At 34.4% G+C, this 23,966-nt stretch carries 19 protein-coding genes; 8 read left to right on the forward strand and 11 right to left on the reverse strand.

Features of this window, described 5'->3' with window-relative positions; all coding sequences use genetic code 11:
• The first annotated feature begins 21 nt into the window (after nt 1–21).
• Complete coding sequence (locus tag E0Y80_RS13425) at nt 22–1,014, forward strand: coiled-coil domain-containing protein (RefSeq protein WP_231596046.1); 993 nt, start codon at nt 22–24, stop codon at nt 1,012–1,014.
• A 207-nt stretch (nt 1,015–1,221) separates the two neighbouring features.
• Here the strand turns inward: E0Y80_RS13425 and E0Y80_RS13430 are convergent, their stop codons facing one another.
• The 5 genes from E0Y80_RS13430 to E0Y80_RS13450 all read right to left on the reverse strand — a co-directional run bounded on the left by E0Y80_RS13430 (nt 1,222) and on the right by E0Y80_RS13450 (nt 9,389).
• A complete protein-coding gene (locus tag E0Y80_RS13430; protein WP_156308183.1) occupies nt 1,222–4,971 on the reverse strand; it encodes an ATP-binding protein in 3,750 nt (1,249 codons plus the stop codon).
• A gap of 84 nt (nt 4,972–5,055) precedes the next feature.
• Nucleotides 5,056–5,832 (reverse strand): succinate dehydrogenase/fumarate reductase iron-sulfur subunit, encoded by a 777-nt coding sequence (locus E0Y80_RS13435; protein WP_197091599.1) that lies wholly within the window; start codon nt 5,830–5,832, stop codon nt 5,056–5,058.
• Nucleotides 5,833–5,878: 46 nt separating this feature from the next.
• A complete protein-coding gene (locus E0Y80_RS13440; protein ID WP_156308184.1) occupies nt 5,879–7,813 on the reverse strand; it encodes a fumarate reductase/succinate dehydrogenase flavoprotein subunit in 1,935 nt (644 codons plus the stop codon).
• 49 nt (nt 7,814–7,862) lie between these two features.
• Nucleotides 7,863–8,645, reverse strand: a complete 783-nt coding sequence (locus tag E0Y80_RS13445) for a succinate dehydrogenase cytochrome b subunit (RefSeq protein ID WP_156308185.1) — start codon at nt 8,643–8,645, stop codon at nt 7,863–7,865.
• Between the two features lie 165 nt (nt 8,646–8,810).
• Complete coding sequence (locus E0Y80_RS13450) at nt 8,811–9,389, reverse strand: porin family protein (protein ID WP_156308186.1); 579 nt, start codon at nt 9,387–9,389, stop codon at nt 8,811–8,813.
• Nucleotides 9,390–9,683: 294 nt separating this feature from the next.
• Between E0Y80_RS13450 and E0Y80_RS13455 the strand changes: the two genes are divergently transcribed.
• The 6 genes from E0Y80_RS13455 (at nt 9,684) to E0Y80_RS13480 (ending at nt 15,758) form a co-directional block, all read left to right on the forward strand.
• Complete coding sequence (locus E0Y80_RS13455) at nt 9,684–10,025, forward strand: tRNA-binding protein (protein WP_156308187.1); 342 nt, start codon at nt 9,684–9,686, stop codon at nt 10,023–10,025.
• Nucleotides 10,025–10,501, forward strand: a complete 477-nt coding sequence (locus E0Y80_RS13460; protein ID WP_156308256.1) for a nucleoside deaminase — start codon at nt 10,025–10,027, stop codon at nt 10,499–10,501. Before E0Y80_RS13455 ends, E0Y80_RS13460 begins: the two co-directional genes overlap by 1 nt.
• Nucleotides 10,502–10,593: 92 nt before the next feature.
• Nucleotides 10,594–11,205 carry a superoxide dismutase gene (locus E0Y80_RS13465; RefSeq protein WP_156308188.1) on the forward strand — a complete coding sequence of 204 codons (612 nt, stop codon included), beginning with the start codon at nt 10,594–10,596 and terminating at the stop codon, nt 11,203–11,205.
• Between the two features lie 464 nt (nt 11,206–11,669).
• Entirely contained in the window at nt 11,670–13,304 is a 1,635-nt protein-coding gene (gene pruA, locus E0Y80_RS13470; protein ID WP_156308189.1) for an L-glutamate gamma-semialdehyde dehydrogenase, read from the forward strand.
• Between the two features lie 249 nt (nt 13,305–13,553).
• Nucleotides 13,554–15,035, forward strand: a complete 1,482-nt coding sequence (locus tag E0Y80_RS13475; protein WP_156308190.1) for a DUF5687 family protein — start codon at nt 13,554–13,556, stop codon at nt 15,033–15,035.
• Nucleotides 15,036–15,059: 24 nt separating this feature from the next.
• Nucleotides 15,060–15,758 (forward strand): ABC transporter ATP-binding protein, encoded by a 699-nt coding sequence (locus tag E0Y80_RS13480; protein ID WP_156308191.1) that lies wholly within the window; start codon nt 15,060–15,062, stop codon nt 15,756–15,758.
• A gap of 79 nt (nt 15,759–15,837) precedes the next feature.
• Here the strand turns inward: E0Y80_RS13480 and E0Y80_RS13485 are convergent, their stop codons facing one another.
• The 5 genes from E0Y80_RS13485 to E0Y80_RS13505 form a co-directional block, all read right to left on the reverse strand.
• Complete coding sequence (locus E0Y80_RS13485) at nt 15,838–17,022, reverse strand: metallophosphoesterase family protein (RefSeq protein WP_156308192.1); 1,185 nt, start codon at nt 17,020–17,022, stop codon at nt 15,838–15,840.
• A gap of 127 nt (nt 17,023–17,149) precedes the next feature.
• Nucleotides 17,150–18,175 (reverse strand): recombinase RecA, encoded by a 1,026-nt coding sequence (recA, locus tag E0Y80_RS13490; RefSeq protein WP_156308193.1) that lies wholly within the window; start codon nt 18,173–18,175, stop codon nt 17,150–17,152.
• Between the two features lie 140 nt (nt 18,176–18,315).
• Nucleotides 18,316–18,978, reverse strand: a complete 663-nt coding sequence (gene nth / locus E0Y80_RS13495; RefSeq protein WP_156308194.1) for an endonuclease III — start codon at nt 18,976–18,978, stop codon at nt 18,316–18,318.
• 87 nt (nt 18,979–19,065) lie between these two features.
• Complete coding sequence (locus E0Y80_RS13500; RefSeq protein ID WP_156308195.1) at nt 19,066–19,257, reverse strand: hypothetical protein; 192 nt, start codon at nt 19,255–19,257, stop codon at nt 19,066–19,068.
• A gap of 65 nt (nt 19,258–19,322) precedes the next feature.
• Nucleotides 19,323–20,945: a S8 family peptidase gene (locus tag E0Y80_RS13505; RefSeq protein WP_156308196.1), complete on the reverse strand. Its 1,623-nt coding sequence runs from the start codon at nt 20,943–20,945 to the stop codon at nt 19,323–19,325.
• A gap of 127 nt (nt 20,946–21,072) precedes the next feature.
• On the opposite strand from E0Y80_RS13505, the gene E0Y80_RS13510 reads away from it, so the two are divergent.
• Nucleotides 21,073–23,229, forward strand: coding sequence for a S9 family peptidase (locus E0Y80_RS13510; RefSeq protein WP_156308197.1), 2,157 nt, complete (start codon nt 21,073–21,075; stop codon nt 23,227–23,229).
• Between the two features lie 52 nt (nt 23,230–23,281).
• Here the strand turns inward: E0Y80_RS13510 and E0Y80_RS13515 are convergent, their stop codons facing one another.
• The gene (locus tag E0Y80_RS13515; protein WP_231596047.1) at nt 23,282–23,473 is read right to left on the reverse strand and encodes a hypothetical protein; all 192 of its coding nucleotides are present in this window, start codon (nt 23,471–23,473) and stop codon (nt 23,282–23,284) included.
• Between the last annotated feature and the right edge of the window lie 493 nt (nt 23,474–23,966).

Consider the following 23,966-nt stretch of genomic DNA (forward strand, 5'->3'; position numbering starts at 1 on the left):
AATAATTATTAAATATTCATTTTGAAATTGTTTTGTGTAAATGCACAGGATATTTCGATGGGAAGAAAGAGGATGAAAACAGACGTTAACAAGATAGATTCTGCTGAAGCGCAAGACGCCCCTGCCGTAAAACGGGATAATTCAAAAATCTACTTTTTCGTGATCGCTATTGCCGCTTTATTGGCTACAAACATATATTTCTACGTAAAATATAAGTCTTCAGGAGAGAAATTATATACAGTTACCCTTCAAAAAGAAAATTTACAAATTGAAATTGATCGTATTGAAGCTGAATTGGACAATATTAAATCTGAAGGAATTACGAATACAGCAGCTTTGGTTTCTGCTGAACAATCTGCTAGACAGAAAATTGAAGATCTACGAAAAGGACTCGAGAAAAATGAAATTACTGGTCCGCAAATTGAAACCGCTAAACTTGAGGTCTCTCAATTAAAAGATCAAGTATCTAAAATGAAAGATGATGTCACGGCATTGAAGATTAAAAATCAATTGCTGGCTGAGACGAATTCTCAACTAAATCAAAAAGTAAAAGAAACCGAAGCTAAAAATTCAGGATTACAGACTGAACAAAATCAATTGTCAAATAAAATTGCAAAAGCTTCTTCCATCAAAGTTTCCAATGTTCATATCATTGGTATTGAAGAAAAAAGAAATGGAAATCTTGAAAATGAAAATAAAGCTAAGAGAATTGATAAACTTCAAATAAATTTTACGATTGCTGACAATCCGCTTGCTACGATGGGTAAAAAAGATGTTTATGTGAGAATAATAAATCCGAAAGGCAATCTAATCGCTGATTCTGAAGATTTATTCCTTGTACACGGAGAAAAACTACAATACACGTTTAAAGATCAGATCGAATTCAATAACAATGGTCAAGAGTACCAATTTATGTGGTCTGACTCTAACCATAAATTTCAAAAAGGAGCTTACACGGTATTACTTTACGCAGATAATGCGATTATGGGTAGATCTTCTGTAGTTTTAAAATAATAGGAAATATTAAGAAATTTAAAAGGAGCTAAGTTTTATTAGCTCCTTTTTTTTGTAAGGTTATATCTCTTAAATATCAAACTATTCATTCTCTCCTATATTGGTTCAAGAATATTCCTTCTCATTCTTAACTTAACATAAAAGGAATACCTAAGATTCCCTCTGTAATTAATGCTATATACTATTGATTGATTAATTCCTTGACCTTTATTCTTCTTCCTTATATACAGGTAGAATTATTGTAAAGGTAGTTCCAATGCCTTCAAATGTCACAAAGGAGATATCACCGTTCATCGACTCAATGGTTTTCTTAACGAATGCTAATCCCAAGCCTGTGCCGGAGCTTTTAGTCGTAAAATTTGGTTGAAAAATCTTTGGAATGACATCCGCCGGAATACCCATTCCATTATCTTTCACAATAATCTTTATTTTATCTCCATCAATATATTCTATTAATATACTTATCAAGTGCTTTTTGCGACCTATTGAGGCTTCTATTGAGTTTTTAATCAAATTGTTGAATGTCCTTAATAATTGGTCTCGATCCCCAAAAACAAAGACTTTCTCATCATCTGTATTATTGATGATTTTGATATAGGTATTGTGATTGTTATGATAGACGTTGGCGGATTTATTAATCTTTTCAATAATATTGATTTTGGCAAGATTGGTGTCGGGTAATTTTGCAAAATTTGAAAACTCCGTTGCAATTCTACTCAAACTATTGATTTGTTCAATAAAAGAATTAGAAATTTTGAAAAATCTTTCCTCAAACCTAGGGTCATTCTCGGTATAACTCCGTGTAAGCTGTTGTATACCTAATTTCATTGGTGTCAGAGGATTCTTGATTTCATGGGCAATTTGCTTTGCCATTTCTCGCCATGCATATTCTCTTTCAGCATTTAACAGCTGTTTCGCATTTTCCTCCAATTTGACGATCATAAAATTATATTCCTTCACCAATGCACCAATTTCATCATCTCGTTCCCAATATAAAGGTTCATTCGGCTTATTGCTAAAGATAGTCTGTGAAAGTTTTCTACCAATTAAATTCAGTGGCTTTGTAATTGAATTCGCAACCATTACCGTTAAAAATCCAAGCCCTAAAATGATAATGGTATAGATATTTAATAATGTATTTAATAACAGATTCTGGCTTTCATTTTCTTCCTCAACTGAGGTGAAATAAGGAATATTCAAGAATAAAATATTGTTATATTCATTGTTCTTGATTGTAGCATAACTTGAATTATATTCAAAAGTTACTACTGATTCCTTAATAAAGGAGTCAGTTTTCTTCAGTACGTTTAGATTATTAAATGCAATCGGATTGATAAATCGAGACACTAATCCCATGTCGTATATTTTGGGTTGTGATGTAAAGATCAATTTACCATTCTTGTTATACAAATTGATATCTGTCACGGTTGATTCAGAAAATTCTTTAACAAATTCCTGGATCTGTGATTCTGTAAGATTATCGGAAGACTGAATTTTATTTTCAATCTTTTTAACTACATCCATAATATAACTTAGACGCTGTTGGATTTTTGATTTTTCCAACTGACCGGAGATACTAATGAATGAAATAAATCCAGATATTACGATGGCGAATATAACAACCCCAATAATCATAGTCTGAATCCTTGTACTATATTGGATGCGGTTTATTAGTAATTTAAAATGATATTTAATACTTCTAAAATTAAAAGACTTTTGTGTAATGGTACTGAAGAAATATTTTATGCTATCGAATATCAAAAAGTAGATATATAAACATAGGAACAGGAAGGAGAAGACAGCAATTGATTGCCAAAGGCTTAATTGTGGTACACTAACAACAAGAGTTGTATTCGCATCCGGCTTATAAACTACATTGAAATATCCATTATAATCTTCTAAATTAACGTATTGCTGGACCTTACCTCCGAATGCTTCATCTTTGTTTGGATAGGTGAAAGAACCATTCTGGGTTACTAAAGATCCGTCTCTATATAGTGCAAAGGATGATGAACTACTTTGATATCCCCTAATAAATTCTACCTTACTATCCGATAGAATTTCAGGGTATGGCATGGATGTGCCGTAAGCCCTATTTTTTAAGTTAATGAAAACCTGAACAACCTGATCATCGGTATTAGCAACTGGAATATCGAATTGTAAGAAATATTCATGTGTCCCTAAATCACTGCGCACACGATAAAAATGTTCGGTTTGTTGGACTTTCGTGGATTTATTGATTACCTTTTCTCGATATTCCTCAATCTTATTGTTATCATAATTTCCTAAGGGTTGATCATTAAAATAATAAAATCCATTAAACTCAAATTTCGTTAAATAACCGCTAAAATAGGTGTTCTTGATATAATCATTGATTATATCTGTCTGTGTATTTGGTAGGCTGATTGCAAAAGATTGTCGCAGTCCTTCATCGGCAACAATTTTCTTCTCTAGCTCTACAAATAACGCGGTTGCATTGAGGTCATCCTCGGCCTCCAATTGATTCACGGTGACCTTCATTTCCCGCTCAACCTTCGCTTCCAAACTCCTTGTATAAACCGAAGTGGTCATAAAAGCTAAGAATATTAAGGTTAATATGAAAGTCGACATTGATAGGCTAACTTTTACCTTGCTATACGCCCTTATCATAATTACCCCAGCTAAAAATATATTAAAGAACGTGTTCTCACCTAAAAGAACAGCGTTTAATATGATGGCGGTTACCAGGGCTATTAATTGGAGATTTAAAAAAGAAGTGGTGTTCGGGAGTATGGATTTGAGAATTCCAACCACCGAATCAATAAAATAAAGCAGGATAACCATATTGACACACATAATCAATATATTCAACCAGCTATAGCTATTAAACGATAGCAGATTGGTTAAGTCAAGGGTTACTACTGTACTATTTGTAATTAATGTTGATAGATGGAAAAATAATGTATTACTGATAAAGTAGATGGAAAGTATACAAACTAGTGAAACGATAGTTGCTAAATTACCAGAGATCTTTTTTAATGAATGTCTTAAGTAAGGTTGAATTGCTTTAAAGTAAAACACGAGCCAACCTACCAAAATGGTCGTCATCAGAAAGCCCCATAAATTCGGTAGGAGCGGACTATATGCATAGTATTTTGGGTCGAATAAACCTATGCTTGAGGATGAAGCCAACCAGTTTGTATTTAGGTCAACATACCGCGTTAAAATAAGTGTCAAAGCAAAGAACAACAGGGAGAACCAGGGCTTACCATTTCTCGCTATCATTAAACAGATATTGTTGACTAATATTAGGAAACAAATAGACGCGAAAATCCAACATAAAAATTGAATGTCCATGAATATATTGTCCTGTTTCCCTTCATTTAATTTGACAGAGAATAGGTAAGATCCATTTTGACTGTAAATGTTTTTAATATTTTCTGTGTCCGTATAATCAGCTATCGTAAGATTATTCGTAGAAATCAATTCATTGAAAAATCTGTTTTTGAGATATTGATTGGTAATGGAAAAGTTTGTTTTAATTGGAATTAATGCAAGGACTGAGGTGTTGGATGTTAGGGTTTTCCGTTTGAGTATAAAAGACCTATTGTCCTCTTGGATAAATACAACATCAGACTGTATGCCGCCGTCTGTTAAAGGAACATAGATATTATTGCTCCAAAAAATAGGTTTGTGGTCCTTAAAAATGTAAAAAAAGATCTTGTATTTATCGCCATATTTCTTGGTAGCCTCAAGAACCTGAGTAGGGTATACTTCAACATTTACAAATGCTTTCATCAGGTTGGAATCAGCAAACAAATCGTCTACTAATTCCTCATAGCGGTGTATGTTGTTTGAAAGAGTTCTAGTATCTAATTCCAACATATCATCCTTTGTTATCATGTTATTGATCATGATAGCTGTGGCAAGGAAAGATACGGTTAGAATTAGTAAGAGGATTCTTATTTTATTACCCATTTATCTGTCTTTACTATAGGGTAAATATAAATAAAAAACTCCTCGCAAATAACTTTACGAGGAGTTTTATGAAGAAATTCGACCTTAATGTTGGTGTACGTCTTCTTGACGGAAGAATTTTGCCGTAAAGTATTCACGGTTCATTCTTGCGATATTCGTTAATTTGATTCCTTTTGGACATTCTGCTTCACATGCTCCTGTATTTGTACAGTTACCGAAGCCTTCTGCATCCATTTGGTCAACCATTGCTTGCGCGCGTTCATAACGCTCTGTTTGTCCTTGTGGTAATAAGGCAAACTGCGAAATCTTTGCAGAAACAAATAACATAGCGGATGCATTTTTACATGCAGCAACACATGCTCCACATCCAATACAAGTCGCAGATTCAAATGCCTCGTCTGCAACACGCTTAGGGATTAAGATGTTATTTGCATCTTGAGGACCACCTGTATTGATGTTTACATATCCTCCAGCTTGTTGGATTCTATCAAATGAGGTTCTATCTACTGCTAAATCCTTCAATACCGGAAATGCTGATGCTCTCCATGGTTCAATTACGATCGTTTGTCCATCATGAAACGAACGCATGTGCAATTGACATGTAGTAATTCCATATTTTGGTCCATGTGGGCGTCCATTGATAACAAGTGAACACATTCCACAGATACCTTCACGACAGTCATGGTCGAAATAGATAGGGTCTTCCCCTTTACGAGTCAAGTCTTCGTTTACTACATCAAGCATTTCTAAGAAAGACATATCATCTGCAATGTCTTTTGCTTGAATAGTCACGAATTGACCTTTGTCATTTGAGTTTTTTTGACGCCAAACCTTTAGCGTTAAATTCATATGTGCACTCATAATAGTATTTTTGAGTATCAAATGGCCCCCTGAGAAGCCATTTGGCTTATTTATAACTTCTTTGTGTTAACTTAACGTTTTCGAATATTAATGGCTCTTTGTGCAAGATCTCCGGTTGATTATCACCGTTGTATTGCCATGCAGCAACATATGCATATTCTTCATCATTACGCTTTGCTTCGCCTTCTTCAGTTTGTGATTCTAGTCTAAAGTGACCTCCACAAGACTCATTTCTATTCAAAGCGTCGTCAACCATTAATTCTCCTAATTCCAAAAAGTCTGCAACACGACCCGCTTTTTCCAAGGACATATTTAATTCTTCATTTGCACCTAATACACGTGCATCTGTCCAGAATTCTTTACGCAAATCTTGAATTAAACCTTTCGCTTTCTGCAATCCTTCTGCTGTACGAGCCATTCCACAATATTCCCACATAATATGGCCTAATTTCTTGTGAATATCATCTACAGTTTTTGAACCATTTAGAGATAACAACTTATTGATTCTTTCTTCAACCTCTTTGCGAGTTTGTTCGAATGCTGGATTGTTTTTATCAACTGGTTTGAAGTTTCCAATTTTCGCTAGGTAATCCCCAACTGTATATGGAATCACAAAATAACCATCTGAAAGACCTTGCATTAATGCTGAAGCACCTAAGCGGTTTGCTCCGTGATCTGAGAAGTTTGCTTCTCCTAAACAGTATAGTCCTGGAACAGTAGTCATTAAGTTGTAATCAACCCAAACTCCACCCATCGTGTAGTGAACAGCTGGGTAGATACGCATTGGTTGCTCATATGGATTCTCGTCTGTAATTTGGTAATACATATCGAAAAGGTTACCATATTTCGCTTCTACAACATCTCTTCCTAAACGTTGGATTGCCTCAGCAAAGTCTAAGAAAACTGCAACTCCAGTTTTACCAACTCCACGGCCTTCATCAACCATTTCTTTAGCATTACGTGATGCAACATCACGTGGTACTAGGTTACCGAATGATGGATATTTTCTCTCTAAGAAGTAATCGCGATCGTCTTCTTTAATATCTTTAGGCTTCAATTCTCCTTTACGAAGTTTCTCAGCTAATTCAATTGTTTTTGGAACCCATACTCGGCCATCATTACGTAATGACTCAGACATCAAGGTTAATTTTGATTGGTGGTCACCAGTAACAGGAATACAAGTTGGGTGAATCTGTGTGTAACACGGGTTTGCAAAGTAAGCTCCACGTTTGTGTGCTCTCCATGCTGCAGTCACGTTACATCCCATAGCGTTGGTAGACAAAAAGAAAACGTTTCCATATCCTCCTGTACATAATAGTACAGCATGTCCTTCATGTGCTTCAATTTCTCCTGTAACTAAGTCACGGGTAATAATTCCTTTTGCTTCGCCATCGATTTTTACAACATCTAGCATTTCGTGACGCGTATAAGATGTTACTTTACCTTTTTCAATTTGGCGATTTAGTGCGGAATAAGCACCTAGTAATAATTGCTGACCAGTTTGACCACGTGCATAAAATGTACGGGATACCTGAGCACCACCAAATGAACGGTTATCTAATAAACCACCATATTCACGTGCAAATGGAACTCCTTGAGCAACACATTGATCAATGATATTTCCAGATACTTCAGCTAAACGATAAACGTTCGCTTCACGTGCACGGTAATCTCCTCCTTTAATCGTATCATAAAACAAACGGAAAACAGAGTCACCATCGTTTTGATAGTTTTTAGAAGCATTGATACCCCCTTGAGCTGCAATTGAGTGCGCGCGTCTTGGAGAATCCTGGTAACAAAATGTTTTAACGTTGTAACCCAGTTCTGCTAATGAAGCAGCAGCAGCTGCACCTGCCAAACCGGTACCAACAACGATAATGGTAAACTTACGCTTGTTGGCTGGGTTGACCAGCTTCATCTCAAATTTATGTTTTGACCATTTTTCGGCCAAAGGGCCTGAAGGTACTTTTGAATCTAACATATCCTTTATTTATTTATAAGATCTTGCTATTGCGTAATCTGTAAATAACCTATTTAATAAAATAAAAATACAATGGCATCGATGCGAATAGGATTGGGATAATGATACCAAATACCCATACTCCAATCGTTCTTATAATTCCATTGTAACGTCTGTGGTTGAATCCAATCGTTTGGAATGCTGATTGAAATCCATGTATCAAGTGAAATGATAATGCAGCCATACCCAATACATATAAACCTACTAATAATGGGTTCTTAAAGGTTTCTTCAACCTGTCTGTATAGATCTTTCGATTTCACAACTTCTATCCCTCCTGGTTCTGGATAAATTACATATCCATTGTAATCTGAAGGAACATCATCTAACTTTAATACTTCTTGATTTCCTGTTGATACCTCTGTGCGGTATTCTACATACGGAGTAGTACCAAATTTGTACTGATACCAAAAGTTTTGCATGTGAGTAACAATGAAAATTAATAGTACTGTTCCTAAAATTCCCATATTGCGAGAATTCCAAGCACTATTCGCTTTTCCATCGTATTGGTCATAGCCAATCGGACGTGCAGCCTTGTTCTTCGTAGTTAAGATTAAAGCATAAACAGCATGGATAATGATAGAAAGATAAAGTAAGTATGAAACTACTTTAATGGGGGTAAAGTGGGTCATAAAATATGCGTAGTTATTGAACGCATACCCCGCATCATCTTTAAATAGTTGTAAGTTACCAATCAAGTGAACTATTAAGAAAGTACATAAGAACAATCCCGTCAAGCTCATGATTAGTTTCCTCCCTAGTGAAGATGTTAATACTGGCTTTGATTTACTCATTATTACTATGAATTTAATTTAAGTACGCAAATCTATCTATTTGATGACATATAAATGAGATTTATGTACAAAAAAGGCCTAATTTAGAATGGTTCTAATTTCTGACAAAAAAATAAGCCTGATTTTTATCAAATCAGGCCTAAATATTTTATAAAGCTTGCTCTATTACAAGAATGCATATCCTAAACCAATTGACCACATACTGATCTTTTGGTTGTGATCTGAATTCTGGCTAATATTATTTAAGCCATGCTCATATCTTAAATCAATAGTTAATTTGCTGATATCTGCTCCAATGCCTCCAATAATACCAGTAGACGATTTTTTGTAAGTGTCTGGATTGGTGACTTGCGTAACTTTCCCATCATGTGCAAATGAAAATACAGGACCTGCCTGAATGCGTACACCAACTGGACCTAAGCCAATTTTGGTTCCTAATAAAATAGGTAAATCAACACTTTTAAAGGTAGCTTCTCCATTTTGGCCATCCTCTGTTTCATAGCCAGCTTTTTTCTGTGCATAATATAATTCCGGTTGTACGTGGAAACCTGCTACGCCTACACGTCCCCAAATACCTGCTTGAAAACCTGCTTTCGTATCTGAACTCAACCATTTTCCTTCTGACTTTAAGCTCGAGAAGTTCACCGCGCCTTTAATACCTAATTTTAAACTAGGTAATAATTGTGCTTGCGTAGCCTGAACGCAAAAGAATAAGGCCGCTAATCCAAGTAAGATTTTTTTCATACTAAAAATTTATATATTTACTATTTCCAATCACTAAAATAAAAGTTTTTATTCAATTAGCGTATATTTAATATGTATAATTTCAAGATTCATGCCAATGAATGGCCCGTTTTAAAGCTAAAACTAAAGAGAAAATACAACCATCTGTCTGAGGAAGATCTTCAGTTTCAGGAAGGTCAAGAGGTAGAATTACTCTCACGTTTGGCGAAACGACTAAACCGTAATGTTGACTACGTCATATATACTCTTTCTAAAGAAATGGCTGATTTAAATTCTAATAGTTTGTAATTTTTTATGGAGAAACTCATTAATTGGGAAGAATTTGAACAGGTTGATCTTAGAGTAGGTACAATATTGGAGGTAGAGGATTTTCCCAAAGCTAAAAAACCAGCTTATCAATTGCTGGTCGATTTTGGTCCTGTCATTGGAACTCGTAAATCGTCAGCTCAAATTACCGTTCATTACTCAAAACAAGAATTAATTGGTAAACAAGTAGTTGCTGTAATCAATTTTCCAAAAAAACAAATTGCCAATTTTATGTCTGAATGTTTGGTCACTGGATTTGAGGATCAAAACGGTGATATTATCTTGACTGCAGTAGACAAACTTGTTCCAAATGGCTCCAAATTGAAATGATGAAAGTATATAATTTCGAAGACGATTCCCAAAATACGACTCCAACTCTTGATGAACAGTATATGCGGGAGGCCTTAAAGCTGGCCAAACGTGCATTTGAAGAAGATGAAATACCTATTGGGGCAATCATTGTTTCAAATGGTAAAATCATTGGAAAAGGATATAATCTTACTGAACGATTAAATGATGTAACAGCACATGCTGAAATGCAGGCGTTTACGGCTGCGGCTAATTTCTTAGGCGGCAAATACCTTCGTGACTGTACTTTGTATGTTACTGTTGAGCCTTGTGTAATGTGTGCCGGGGCAAGCTATTGGACCCAAATCAGTAAAATAGTTTATGGAGCTAAAGATGAAAAACGTGGATATTCTAGTATCAACGAAAAAATCATCCATCCCAAAACAATCATACAGCCTGGAGTGCTTGAAAATGAATGTGCTGAATTGATGATGTCTTTTTTTCGTAATAAACGCTAAGTTATCCACAAATTGGGCCGTAAACGAAACAAAAACGCTTCCAAATTGTTATATTCGTATATTGATAATTAATAAATAAAAAAATAATCGTTATGGCATTTGAATTAGAAGCGTTACCATACGCAGCAGACGCATTGGAACCTACAATCGATAAAGAAACTATGATTATTCACCACGATCGTCACCATCAAGCATATGTTGACAATCTAAATAAAGCTATTGCAGGTACTGATGCCGAAAACCTTTCTTTAGAAGAAATCCTAAAGAACGTAAGCAAATACCCAGCTGCTGTGCGCAATAATGCTGGTGGTGTTTGGAATCACAACTTATTTTGGAAAGTTCTAGCTCCTAACGCTGGTGGGCAACCGACAGGCGATTTAGCAGAAGCTATTGATACAACTTTCGGCTCATTTGATGAGTTAAAAAAGAAATTGCAAGAAGCTGGTGCTGGTAGATTCGGTTCTGGTTGGTCTTGGTTAATCGTAGGGCAAGATGGTAAATTAGCAGTAGTATCTTCTCCTAATCAAGATAACCCATTAATGGATGTTGCCGAAGTGAAAGGTACCCCAATTTTTGGAATCGATGTATGGGAACATGCTTATTACTTAAAATACCAGAACAAACGCCCTGCTTATTTAGAAGAAATATTCAACGTAGTTAACTGGGATGATGTAGCTAAACGTTATCAAGAAGCTAAAGGTTAATTTTATTAAATTTTCCTAATATGAAGCGGATATCACAATAGATGTCCGCTTTTTCTTTATATGTTATTCTAAATAAACTTTTATAAATCCTATTTGTTATTTCGCCAAAAGGAATAAATCTGTTTAAGATTTTGAAAATTTAAATTTGATAAAATATGGTAAAATATGCTTAATTATACTGTATATGATACATTTAGTCTCAAGTTTATCAATTTTTAGAACAATTTAGGTAAACATTTATTTTGTATCTTTACGGAGGTATAATTAAAAATGGACAAAATATGTTTATTATCGGTTGAGATATGTTATATCCAAAAACTACATATTTAGTAACTTCGAATAAAATTTTAAAGAAGTGTGCGTTTAGTTATAAAAGCTCTGTTAAATGGAGTTTCTCTTCCAAATAGAACAGGTTATGCTGTTGAACTTTACGTATTTTATAAATAAAAATAATATTTGTTATTATGTTAAAAGGATTTTTTAATGTTCCTACACCTACAAATGAGCCAGTTTACTCATATGCACCAGGAACAAAAGAAAGAAGTTTGCTGAAAGAAGCTATTGCAGCTGCTAGAGCTACTGAATTAGATATCCCAATGTATATCGGTGGTGAAGAAGTTCGTACGAGTAAAAAAGTTAAAATTACTCCTCCACATGACCACAAACATGTGTTAGGTTATTTTAATCAAGGTACTAAAGCTAATGTTAAACAAGCTATTGATGCTGCTTTGGCCGCAAAAAATGATTGGGAAAATCTTCCATGGGAGCAACGTGCAGCAATTTTCTTGAAAGCTGCCGAGTTAATCTCTACAAAATATAGATATAAACTAAATGCCGCAACCATGCTTGGGCAATCTAAAAACCCATATCAAGCGGAAATTGACTCTGCATGTGAAATCGCAGATTTTCTTCGTTTCAATGTTAAATACATGAGCGAAATCTATCAACAACAACCTCCAATTAGTCCTAAAAACGTGTGGAATAGAGTGGAACAACGCCCACTAGAGGGATTTGTTTTTGCCTTGACACCTTTTAATTTCACTGCTATTGCTGGTAACCTGCCAACTAGTGCAGCCATGATGGGAAATGTGGTCGTTTGGAAACCTGCTAATACCCAAATTTATTCAGCGAATGTCTTGATGGAAATTTTCCAAGAAGCTGGTGTGCCTGCTGGGGTAATAAACTTAGTTTATGTATCTGGTCCCGATGCTGGAGACGTAATCTTCAAACATCCTGATTTTGCTGGTATTCACTTCACAGGTTCAACTGGGGTTTTCCAGGATATATGGAAAACAATTGGTGAAAATATTCACCTTTATAAAACCTATCCACGAATTGTCGGTGAAACAGGGGGTAAAGATTTTATTCTCGCTCACCCTTCTGCTAACTTAGAGGTGTTAAATACTGCTTTAGTACGTGGTGCTTTTGAATTCCAAGGTCAGAAATGTTCTGCTGCTTCTCGTGCATATGTTCCTAAATCTTTATGGAAAGACTTAAAGAAAATGATGGATCGTGATATCAAATCCTTTAAAATTGGTGGAACTGAAGATTTTAGCAACTTTATTAATGCTGTAATTGACGAGAAATCATTCGATAAAATTACTAAATATATTGATAGGGCTAAAAATTCTAAAGACGCTGAAGTGGTAATTGGTGGTGAGTATGATAAATCCAAAGGGTATTTCATAAACCCTACAGTAATCGTTGCTAAAAAGGCTGACTATGAAACAATGAGTGAAGAACTTTTTGGTCCAGTCTTAACCATATTTGTTTACGATGATAAGAAATGGAACGAAACATTGAAGGTTGTAGATACAACATCAATTTATGCTTTAACTGGTTCTATTATTGCTCAAGACCGTTATGCTATCAGCCAGGCAACTGAAGAATTGAAAAATGCTGCCGGTAATTTCTATATTAATGATAAATGTACTGGTGCCGTTGTTGGTCAACAACCTTTTGGTGGGGCTAGAGGTTCAGGTACAAATGATAAGGCAGGTTCAATGATTAATCTTTTGCGATGGGTTTCTCCTAGAACAATCAAAGAGACATTCAACCCTGATGTTGATTATCGATACCCATTCTTGTCTGAAGAATAATTCTTTATTGAATTAAATAATCTTTAATAATTGTATAAGGCATTCCGATTTTGGAATGCCTTTTTTCATTCCTGATTTATTCAAGTAATAGGTGGATTAAATATTTATTATTGATTTGCATGAATATGGTGGCATTCAAATAAATCGACTAGTTTTTTTATTAAATTACAAGAAGAAATATCGAAACTTTATATTTTTTATGTAACGTTCTTCAATCTCTGCTAACTAACCTCTTAAAGCTGATAAATTATGTTTAAAAGATTATTTATACTAGAATGGAATTCTTTCTTTAGATCCGCTGATTTAGGAAAAGGAATTGCTGTTAAAATATTACTTGGTTTCTTGGGACTATATTTTCTAGTCTCTTTTATGACTTTGGGATTTTCCCTTCATTTCCTATTAAAGGAGCTCTATCCCAATGATGAACCCATCTTTTTGGTAAATAAATTTTTGCTAATCTGGTTTTGTGTAAGTTTTTTTATTCGGGTTATGTTTCAGAAAATTCCTCTTTTGAACATTAAACCCTTACTCATTCAAAATATTAATAGATCTTCAATTGTTCATTATACCTTAATGAAAACAATTTATTCTTTTAGTAATTGGTTGTTAATTGCTGTTATGATCCCTTACGTTATTATAACCTCTAGGATTACAGATTTCAGTAATACTCAACTCTTGGGCTGGTTTGTTGCTGTATTAGGTACTGAATATATTATCAATTTTTATAACCTCTATATTCAAAAAAATTTCAGCACTTCTTTAATAAAAATCTTACCATTTCTGATTCTCGTCATCGTATTATTTTGTTTAGATTATTTTAATATATTCTCTGTAACTGATCTATTTGGTTCATTTTATGATCTTGTGTTAAATAATCCATTACTATGTTTAGTACCCATTTTAATTGTAGCATTTAGTTACTTGCTTCTCTTCAATGATATAAAAAGAAACATGTATCTAGATGCCTATTTGCAAGATGAAAGAAGTGAATTTAAAGAATATAACCTTTCTTGGACAAACCGCTTTGGTGAATTAGCTCCATTTTTACAATTGGATTTAAGGTTATTGTGGCGAGCAAAAAGGGCGAGAAATACAATTATTGTTTGTCTGTTATTTTTAGCGTATGGTCTCTTCTTTTATCCAAATCCTGAATTCAAGGATTCGTCTATGCTGGTGTTTGTAGGAATATTTATTTCGGGTATTTTCATTATTAATTTTGGTCAATTTGTTCCAGCATGGGATAGTAGTTATTATTCAATGTTGATGACTCAGAATATGCCAATAAAATTATACTTAGAATCTAAGGCAACTCTAATGGCAATTTCAGTTGGTATTCTTACAATTTTAAGTACAGGATACCTTTATTTTGGATGGGAAATCTTATGGATAAATATTTCTTGTGCAATTTATAACCTTGGTGTAAATATTCCTTTAATACTTTTGTTTGGTGCTATGAACAAAAAGAGGATCGACCTAGATAATGGGAATTACTTTAATTATCAGGGCGTAGGTGCTGCCCAATGGTTAGTTGGAATTCCTCTTCTAATCATTCCAATTATTATTTGGGTAATTTTTAATTTTATTGCTGGAATGAATGTGGCCAATATCGTCCTAATCTTATTAGGTATGATTGGTTTGGCATTCCGAAACCACTTGTTAAATTGGATAGCAAATAAATACATCATTAAAAAATATTCGATGTTAGCGGGATTTAAAGAGGTGAATAATTAGTAAAATCAAAAATCGAAATTAATCATGATTCAAATACAGAATTTAAGTAAGAGTTATAATGGAATTCAGGTGTTAAATATTCCTGAACTTAGAATTCAAAAAGGTGAAAGTGTTGGACTTGTTGGAAACAACGGCGCAGGTAAAACGACTTTATTTAGCTTAATATTAGACTTAATACAACCTGATTCCGGCAATGTGGCATTAGGGGGTATTCTAGTTCATGGTCACGATGAGTGGAAGAAATTTACTGCAGCTTTTGTTGATGAAAGTTTTTTAATAGGGTATTTGAGTCCTGAAGAATATTTTTATTTTTTGGGGGAATTAAGGGGTATGAACAAAGTTGATGTTGATGCGGTTGTGGCTGAATATAAAGAGTTTTTTAATGATGAAGTATTAAACCGCAAAGTGTATATTCGAGATTTGTCGAAAGGTAACCAAAAGAAAGTTGGAATTGTTGGAGCACTTATAGGTAATCCAGAGTTGATCATTTTGGATGAACCTTTCGCTAATTTAGACCCTAGTACCCAATTTAGGTTGAAGAATTTAATTAATAATCTTAAAGAGAAAAAGGAAATAACATTGCTTATTTCAAGCCATGATCTTTCCCATACTGTTGAAACTGCTGATCGTATCATTGCCCTGAATAAAGGGATCATCGTCAAGGACTCTATTAAAACGCAAGAGACCTTGGCCGAGTTAAATTCTTTTTTCGCAGTTGAATAGCTAATCAAAATATGATAAAAAAATTTCCCTCTAATTGTAGAGTGGAATTTTTTTTATTAATTACTTTCGATTGACGGGATTATCCTTTTGTGAACCTGTTAATTGTACTTCCATCGTCCAGATTTAATGAGACTAGTAAACTCTTCCCCTGAGCTGATATATCAACAAATGTTCTATTTCCAGCTTTTGGACCTCCTCCAATTATTACATAGTAATTGTGGTTATTGTCTGGCGGATGAAAACTATATTGATGTGTGTGACCGGATATAACGGCATCCACTTTGTGATTGTTTAATAATTCATGGAAACACTCATGGTTATGTTTCGTTCCATGCCAATCATCTGAATGATGAAATGGAATGTGGGTTACAACTAATGTATGTTTTGCTTCTTTTCTTTCTTTTGATTGTAATACTTTAGCTAACCATGCCTTTTGCTCAAGCCTATAATTATCATAATCCACAGTCCCTCCATACACCTCATGGTCATCTGGCTTGTCTTCTCCACTATCTAGGACGATCCAAAATATAGGTCCCATTTTAAATGCCTGATAAAATTTGTTCTCTGGATAATCAAAATATTTTTTATAATCCCTGGCAAAACTTCCTCTAGTTTCATGATTTCCACGAACCATAATAAACGGAGTCTCACTAGCAAATTTATTCCCAATTGGTGTTAGTAGTTTCTCTGTCAAATCATTTTGATTGCTTACATAATGAAAGGAATCCCCATTTAGAAAAACTAAATCTTTTTTAGGAAGCTTACTCTTATCATAAAGATATGCATAGCTGTCCTTTGCCTCGTGAATATCATTTAATATTAAAACATTGATGTTTTCTTGTTTTGATTGAGGAAGATTTATATCTGTAGGATTAGATTGTATGGTCTCCCCGTATTCTATTTTATAAGGATCGAATTTTTTGATTTTCTTGGCTACAACCCGATATTTTAAAGACTTGGAATTCGTGTTAATCTTAAACTTGAATAATTCTGCATTCGCATTTCGCATACCGTCTTCTACTTGATAAATTGTTTTTAAGACTTGGTTATTGCTATCTAACAGTTCTACCCAAGCGAGACAGGGTTTGGTAAAAACTGAACAAATGCTAATTGATTCCTCTTTAAGATTTTGGAGATATGGGGGGCAGGCAAATGTAAATGCAGTATCCTGCTTCGTAATTATCTTCTCAGCATAAACTGGCGTACTTGCTCCTATGCTGATCAAGCCAAGACTCTTTAGGAAATTTCTTCTATTGAAGCTCATAGTTCATTTCGGTTAGATTGTATGAATATGTAAATTTATAAAAAAACAGCAACTAAAAATTAGCTGCTGTTCTATATTAACTCCTTAATTTTGAAACCTAGCGGAGTCCTTGTAAAAAATGTTCCTATTAATCTTCTTCCTTGATAGCAACTTGATCCAGATCTTGTCCAGTTACTTCTGCTCTAATCTTTGCTTCTAGCTCATCCATCAAATCTGGGTTGTCTAACAATAATGTTTTTACGGCGTCTCGACCTTGACCCAATTTCGTGTCTCCATAACTAAACCAAGAGCCTGATTTTTTAACAATTCCGTATTCAACCCCTAAGTCAATGATTTCACCAACTTTGGAAATTCCTTCACCAAACATAATGTCAAATTCAGCAATTCGGAAGGGTGGTGCTACTTTGTTCTTAACGATTTTTACTTTTACACGGTTACCAGCAACTTCGTCTGAATCTTTAATTTGAGAGGTGCGGCGAATATCTAAACGTACTGAAGCATAAAATTTTAATGCATTACCACCAGTTGTAGTTTCTGGATTTCCAAACATAACACCAATTTTTTCGCGTAATTGGTTAATGAAAATACAACAACAGTTAGTCTTTGAAATTGTACCGGTTAATTTACGTAATGCTTGAGACATCAATCTGGCCTGTAAACCCATTTTTGACTCTCCCATTTCTCCTTCAATCTCTCCTTTTGGAACCAAAGCTGCCACTGAGTCAATCACAATAACATCGATCGCTCCTGAACGGATTAAATTATCAGCAATTTCTAAAGCTTGCTCTCCATTATCAGGTTGCGATATTAATAAATTCTCAATGTCAACACCTAATTTTTGAGCATAATATTTATCAAAAGCGTGCTCAGCATCAATGATTGCTGCAATGCCACCTTTCTTCTGTGCTTCTGCTACAATATGAGTGGCTAACGTAGTTTTACCTGATGATTCTGGACCATAAATCTCAATGATACGGCCCTTGGGAACTCCACCAATACCTAATGCTATATCTAAACCTAAAGATCCAGTCGAAATCGATTCAATTGGTTCTACCGCAGTATCACCTAATTTCATGATCGTTCCTTTACCGTAATTCTTTTCTAGTTTATCTAAGGTAAGCTGTAAGGCTTTTAATTTATCTGAGTTGCTCATATTTTTAGTATATTGTTGTCAAAAATAATTTTTATTATTGAAATCTACAAATAAAATGCTAAAAAAATTAGTTAATATTTTTTCATCCCTAAAATAAGTAGATTTATTCGCATATCTAATAATTTGATAATAAGGAATAGTTAATCTTTTTCTATGTGTTTTGCTTTATATGTTTTTTCAAAATATTTACAGAAATAGGTAATTGGACAAATATCACATTTAGGGCTTCTTGCTAAACAAATATATCGTCCATGTAATATAAGCCAGTGGTGGGCTATTGCAATTGTATCTTTTGGTAAGTGTTTTACTAATTGTTTTTCAGATGCTAATACTGTGCTTGCTCGATTAGTTAATCCTATTCTGTTGGCAACTCTAAAAACATGGGTGTCAACTGCCATCGCGGGTTGATGATAAACTACAGATGAAATAACATTTGCTGTTTTTCTTCCAACTCCTGGTAACTTGACTAAATCTTCAATTTTTTCTGGTATTTCTCCGTTGAAATCGATTAAGAGTTTTTTTGCCATTCCAACCAGATGTTTGGATTTATTGTTGGGATAGCTCACCGAACGGATATAACTGAATACTTCCTCCGGGCTACTTTCTGCCAATGATTCAGGATCCGGATATCTTTCAAATAGGGCAGGGGTGATCTGATTAATCCTTTTGTCCGTGCATTGCGCTGAAAGTATTACCGCAATTAATAATTCAAATGGATTGCTATAATTGAGCTCAGTTTGAGCCTCTGGATTGTGGGTAGAAAAATACTCAACAAAAGCTTTGTAACGTTCCTTTATAAGCATAAACAAAGATAATAATAATTCTAGCTTACTATTAATGCTTATAAGGTTAAAAGCAACGAAGCCATTCTGTCTTAGAATGGCTTCGTATTATAAGTTACGAAATGTCTTTGAATAATTGAGGATGTTTTCGATTGTCCTATCTTCTGGATCTTTAGACAATTGTTGTATGCAACTTTTTATTTTTTCCTCGAATGATACTTCAAGATTGTTGTCTTGAATTATACCTGAAAGTTGACCTTCGTAATTTACTTCTTTAATTTTAGTAGAATTTTCAACCATAAGCATCTTGTTTTCTTATCTAAACGCAAGATACTAAGCATTATTGTGAAAAATTTAACATTTTTTTACTTTTTTTGAGAAACAATTTTATTAGCTTCTTCAATTGCCTTATAAGCATTCACAATACCACCGCTAACGCTGATTTCATCAAGGTAAACGCGTTTGGTTCCACCATCTTTTTTCACTTTTACTTTCTGGTCTACTTTTGTGACGCTCTTCATAATAACATCTTTTACCTGCTCAGCACTTAAGCTTGGATAATATGCACGAATCATTGCTGCTAATCCAGAGACAACTGGCGCAGCCATACTAGTCCCTTGGTTTTCTTTATACTTTGATTCTGGAATCGTCGAATTAATTTTTACTCCAGGTGCGAAAACGTCTACACTACGGTAACCATAGTTCGAAAATTCTGCCAATAATTCTGAATCTGATTTTAATCCTGTGGCACCTACTGTTATCCAATTTCTTGCCTCACCAATTACAGCATCTAAACTGTCTGTGAAATATTTGGTAGGAAAGTTCTTTTCAATGTCATTATCTTGAGAATCATTACCTGCTGCGTGTACCAATAATACATCCTTTGATTCTGCATATTTAATCGCATCATCAACAGCCTTTTTATTGTGTGCATAACCTTTTCCAAAACTCATATTGATCACTTTAGCTCCATTATCAACTGCATAACGGATCCCATTAGCAACATCTTTGTCTCGTTCATCCCCATTTGGAACTAAACGAACGGCCATGATCTGAACATTATCTGCAACTCCATTTACACCTAAGTCATTGTTACGTTTTGCAGCAATAATTCCTGCAACATGGGTTCCATGTTCCGCATCCGGACCTTTAACATCATTGTTTCCATAATATTTTTCGGTAACATCTTCATAGTTGTCACCTACAATACCCCTAGGATCAAACTCCTTGTTCAAATGGAAATCTGCCTGATCAGTGAAATATTTTACTGCATCCTGAATGTCAGTGTAGAATTTATCAAACGAACCATTGTCTAACTCCTTTTTTGCAATTCGAATTGCCATTTTTTGACGATCACCTGTCGTTTGGAAAGCTTCTAAATCTGCCTTGTTGATGTCCTTGGGCTCTTTGCCAATCTTCTTTATGATGCTATCGATCTCCGTTTTTAGTCCACCATAATTTACTTTCCCGAAAGAAGCCTCATCCATTTTGGACGTGTAATCTGTAATCATTTTTTGATAGGCTACAAACTCTCTTCTTTCCTTTTCTGATAGGGGAGTACTCGGAAGTACGGAAATATATTTTGGCTCATAAATCCGAATTTGACGCGTTACTTCTAGATTATCTTGGTCTACATTCTTACCATCTTTTCCGCCAATAAAGTTCCATCCATGAACATCATCGATATAGCCATTGCCATCATCATCTTTTCCATTGCCAGGGATTTCTTTTGGATTCGTCCAAAGAACATCTTTTAGATCTTCGTGTTGAACATCTACTCCTCCATCAAGAACTGCAACGATTACAGGAGATGCTTTTTTACCCTTCAATAATTCTTGGGCTTTCTCAGTACTGATTCCCATGTAGCCATCTTTTTGGAAATCTAAATTGTACCAGTTTGCAGCTGGAGTAGTTTTATCTTGGCTGAAACCAAGTGTGGGAAGTATTCCTAAAGCTAAATAACACAGAAATTTATTTGTTCCTATCATATTTTTAAAGATTATAATTCGACAAATTTAATGAATCAAATAAGATGCTTTTGTTAATTAATCTAAAATCATTAATAAATTGTCTTATTTTTAAATATTCTTTAACCAAATTAATTAATTTAAATATATGAAAGATAAATATGTAATTGGTTTAATATTGTCTATCATGATTTCTTCTTGTTCCCCGGACAACAATACTAAAAAAGAGCCCATAAAGTGGCCAAATGCAACTCACCCTGTGGCTGAATTGAAAGACCACAATCGGGTTATCCATGGTGATACCGTAGCAGATCCTTATTATTGGATGAATGATTATTTCAAAAAAGGACCCGACTCCTCAAAAGTAGTCGCTTACCTTGAAGCTGAAAATAATTATACCAATGAAATGATGAAGGATACGAAACCTTTCCAGGATCAGCTTTTTAACGAAATGAAAGCAAGGGTGAAGGAAACTGATGAAAGTGTTCCTTATTTTAAGAATGGTTACTATTATTATCAACGAACAGAGGAAGGAAAACAATATTATAAACTTTGTCGCAAAAAAGCAAGTTTAGAGGCTCCCGAAGAAGTTTTGTTAGATGTAGACAAAATGGCTGAAGGATTTCCTTATTATGCTTTAGGTGCTGCATCGGTCAGTCCAGACAATAAATTGTTGGCATACGCTGTTGATACCGTTTCCAGAAGAGAGTACATTATTCATATTAAAAATCTTGAAACTGGTGAGTTATTACCTGATCGTATTATTAGAACATCTGGTGGGACCGTTTGGGCTGCTGATAATAAAACCATTTTTTACACCTCCAAAAATCCTGTCACATTATTAAGTGAAAAAATAAAGCGACACACCTTAGGAACTAAGTCCGATACTGATGTCGTAGTTTATGATGAAAAGGATAATACAAACTATATAGGTGTTTCAAAATCGAAAAATGAAAAATTTATTTTTATTTATTCAGGAGGCACCTTAAGTTCTGAAACTAGATATATCAAAGCTGATGAACCCAATGCTGAGTTTAAGGTATTCCAACCTAGGACAAAAGATGTTCTTTATGATGTTACCCCTCTTGAGGATAAATTCTTGATCGTAACCAACGAAAATGCAAAGAACTTCAAAGTGATGGAGACTCCATTGGATAAAACAACGAAGGAAAACTGGAAAGAATATATTCCTCATCGCGAAGATGTCCTGGTTGAGGGAATCGATGAATTTGCCAACTATTTAGCAATTTCAGAAAGAAAGAATGGCTTAACCCAATTAGCAATTCGAAATTTAAAAGATAATAATCAGCACTATCTTGATTTGGGTGAAGCTGCGTATACTGTTTACCCAAGCACCAATGTGGATTATAATACTGATGTTCTTCGCTATGGTTATACTTCTTTAGTTACTCCTTCCTCTACATTTGACTATAACATGAAGTCAAAAGAAAAATCCTTGTTAAAGCAGCAGGAAGTTTTAGGCGGGTATAATTCAAAAGATTATATTACGGAGAGGGTAATGGCTAAAGTATCTGCTGATGTTCAGGTGCCTATTTCAATAGTTTATAAAAAAGGGACAAAGAAGGATGGGAAAGCTCCTTTACTATTATATGCTTATGGGTCTTACGGTAGTTCCATGAACCCAAGTTTTAGTTCATCAAGATTATCCTTATTAGACCGAGGATTTATCTATGCAATCGCTCATATCCGTGGAGGTGAAGAGATGGGGAGGCAATGGTATGAAGATGGGAAAATGATGAAAAAGAAAAATACTTTTACAGACTTTATTGATTGTGGAAAATTCTTAATCGATCAAAAGTTTACTTCAAAAGAACATCTTTATGCCCAAGGAGGAAGTGCCGGTGGTTTATTAATGGGTGCTGTTATTAATATGGCTCCAGAAATATGGAACGGGGTAATAGCTCAAGTTCCATTTGTGGATGTCGTAAACACGATGCTCGACGAAACTATACCGCTTACTACGAATGAATACGACGAATGGGGTAATCCAAACAATAAAGAAGCTTATGATTATATGAAATCTTATTCTCCCTACGAAAATATTGAAGCTAAGGAATATCCAAATTTATTAGTGACAACTGGACTTCATGATAGTCAAGTTCAATATTTTGAACCAGCAAAATGGGTGGCTAAATTAAGAACTCTTCATCAGGGGAATAATGTTATCTTATTGAAAACAGATATGGATTATGGTCATGGTGGTGCATCTGGACGCTTTGACTATTTAAAGGATGTAGCGCTGAGTTATGCATTTCTCTTTAAACTTGAAGGGATAACGAAATAAAAAAAGAAGGGCAGAAAATAAATTTCCGCCCTTCTTTTTTTTAGTTTTTCGATTATTTATGTTTTAAACTATCTGAAATATTTTCTGCTTCAATTTCTCTGGCATCTATTTGATGCTGTTTATAGTTCTCCATAGCAATTTTACTAGCTCTTTGAGAAACTACTAACCCAAATATGGCAACAACTGTGACTACTATAATTCCCCACATATATTTCTTCTTATCCTGTTTAACTAACCAGTACATAAAAAGAATGTATGGAATGACGAATAAGGCATAAAAAAAGATACTTGGACCTACCATGATGATGAAATTTTATGCAAAATTAAGGATTTATTTAATTATTGTGCTATTTACAAAGCATTCAAACAAAAACTTACAAAACAATGAGAGATTTTAAACGTTTCAATAATTGGAAAGTCTGATTGAAAGGTTTTCAATGAAGCTTGAACCTATTTGTTTTTTAATTAAAAAAACTACTTTGAGATTGCATAAAAGAAAAAAATAATTGTTTACTTTTGCGCTGTCAGATCACTTAGTATAAATAAGATATATTAACGATGTATTGTAACAAATTGTATATGAATTCTTCTGCTCAAGCTTATGAAAAGCTTGTGAAGGATGCCTATTGTGCAGTACGAACACTTAATTGTCCTGTTCTACGATTCCGACGACCTATTCTGCCTCGAGCTTGATTCTGAGGCAGGCAAACTTCCCATTTTGTTATTCATCCAGCTCG

Source organism: Sphingobacterium endophyticum (assembly GCF_009733535.1).
Lineage (GTDB): Bacteria > Bacteroidota > Bacteroidia > Sphingobacteriales > Sphingobacteriaceae > Sphingobacterium > Sphingobacterium endophyticum.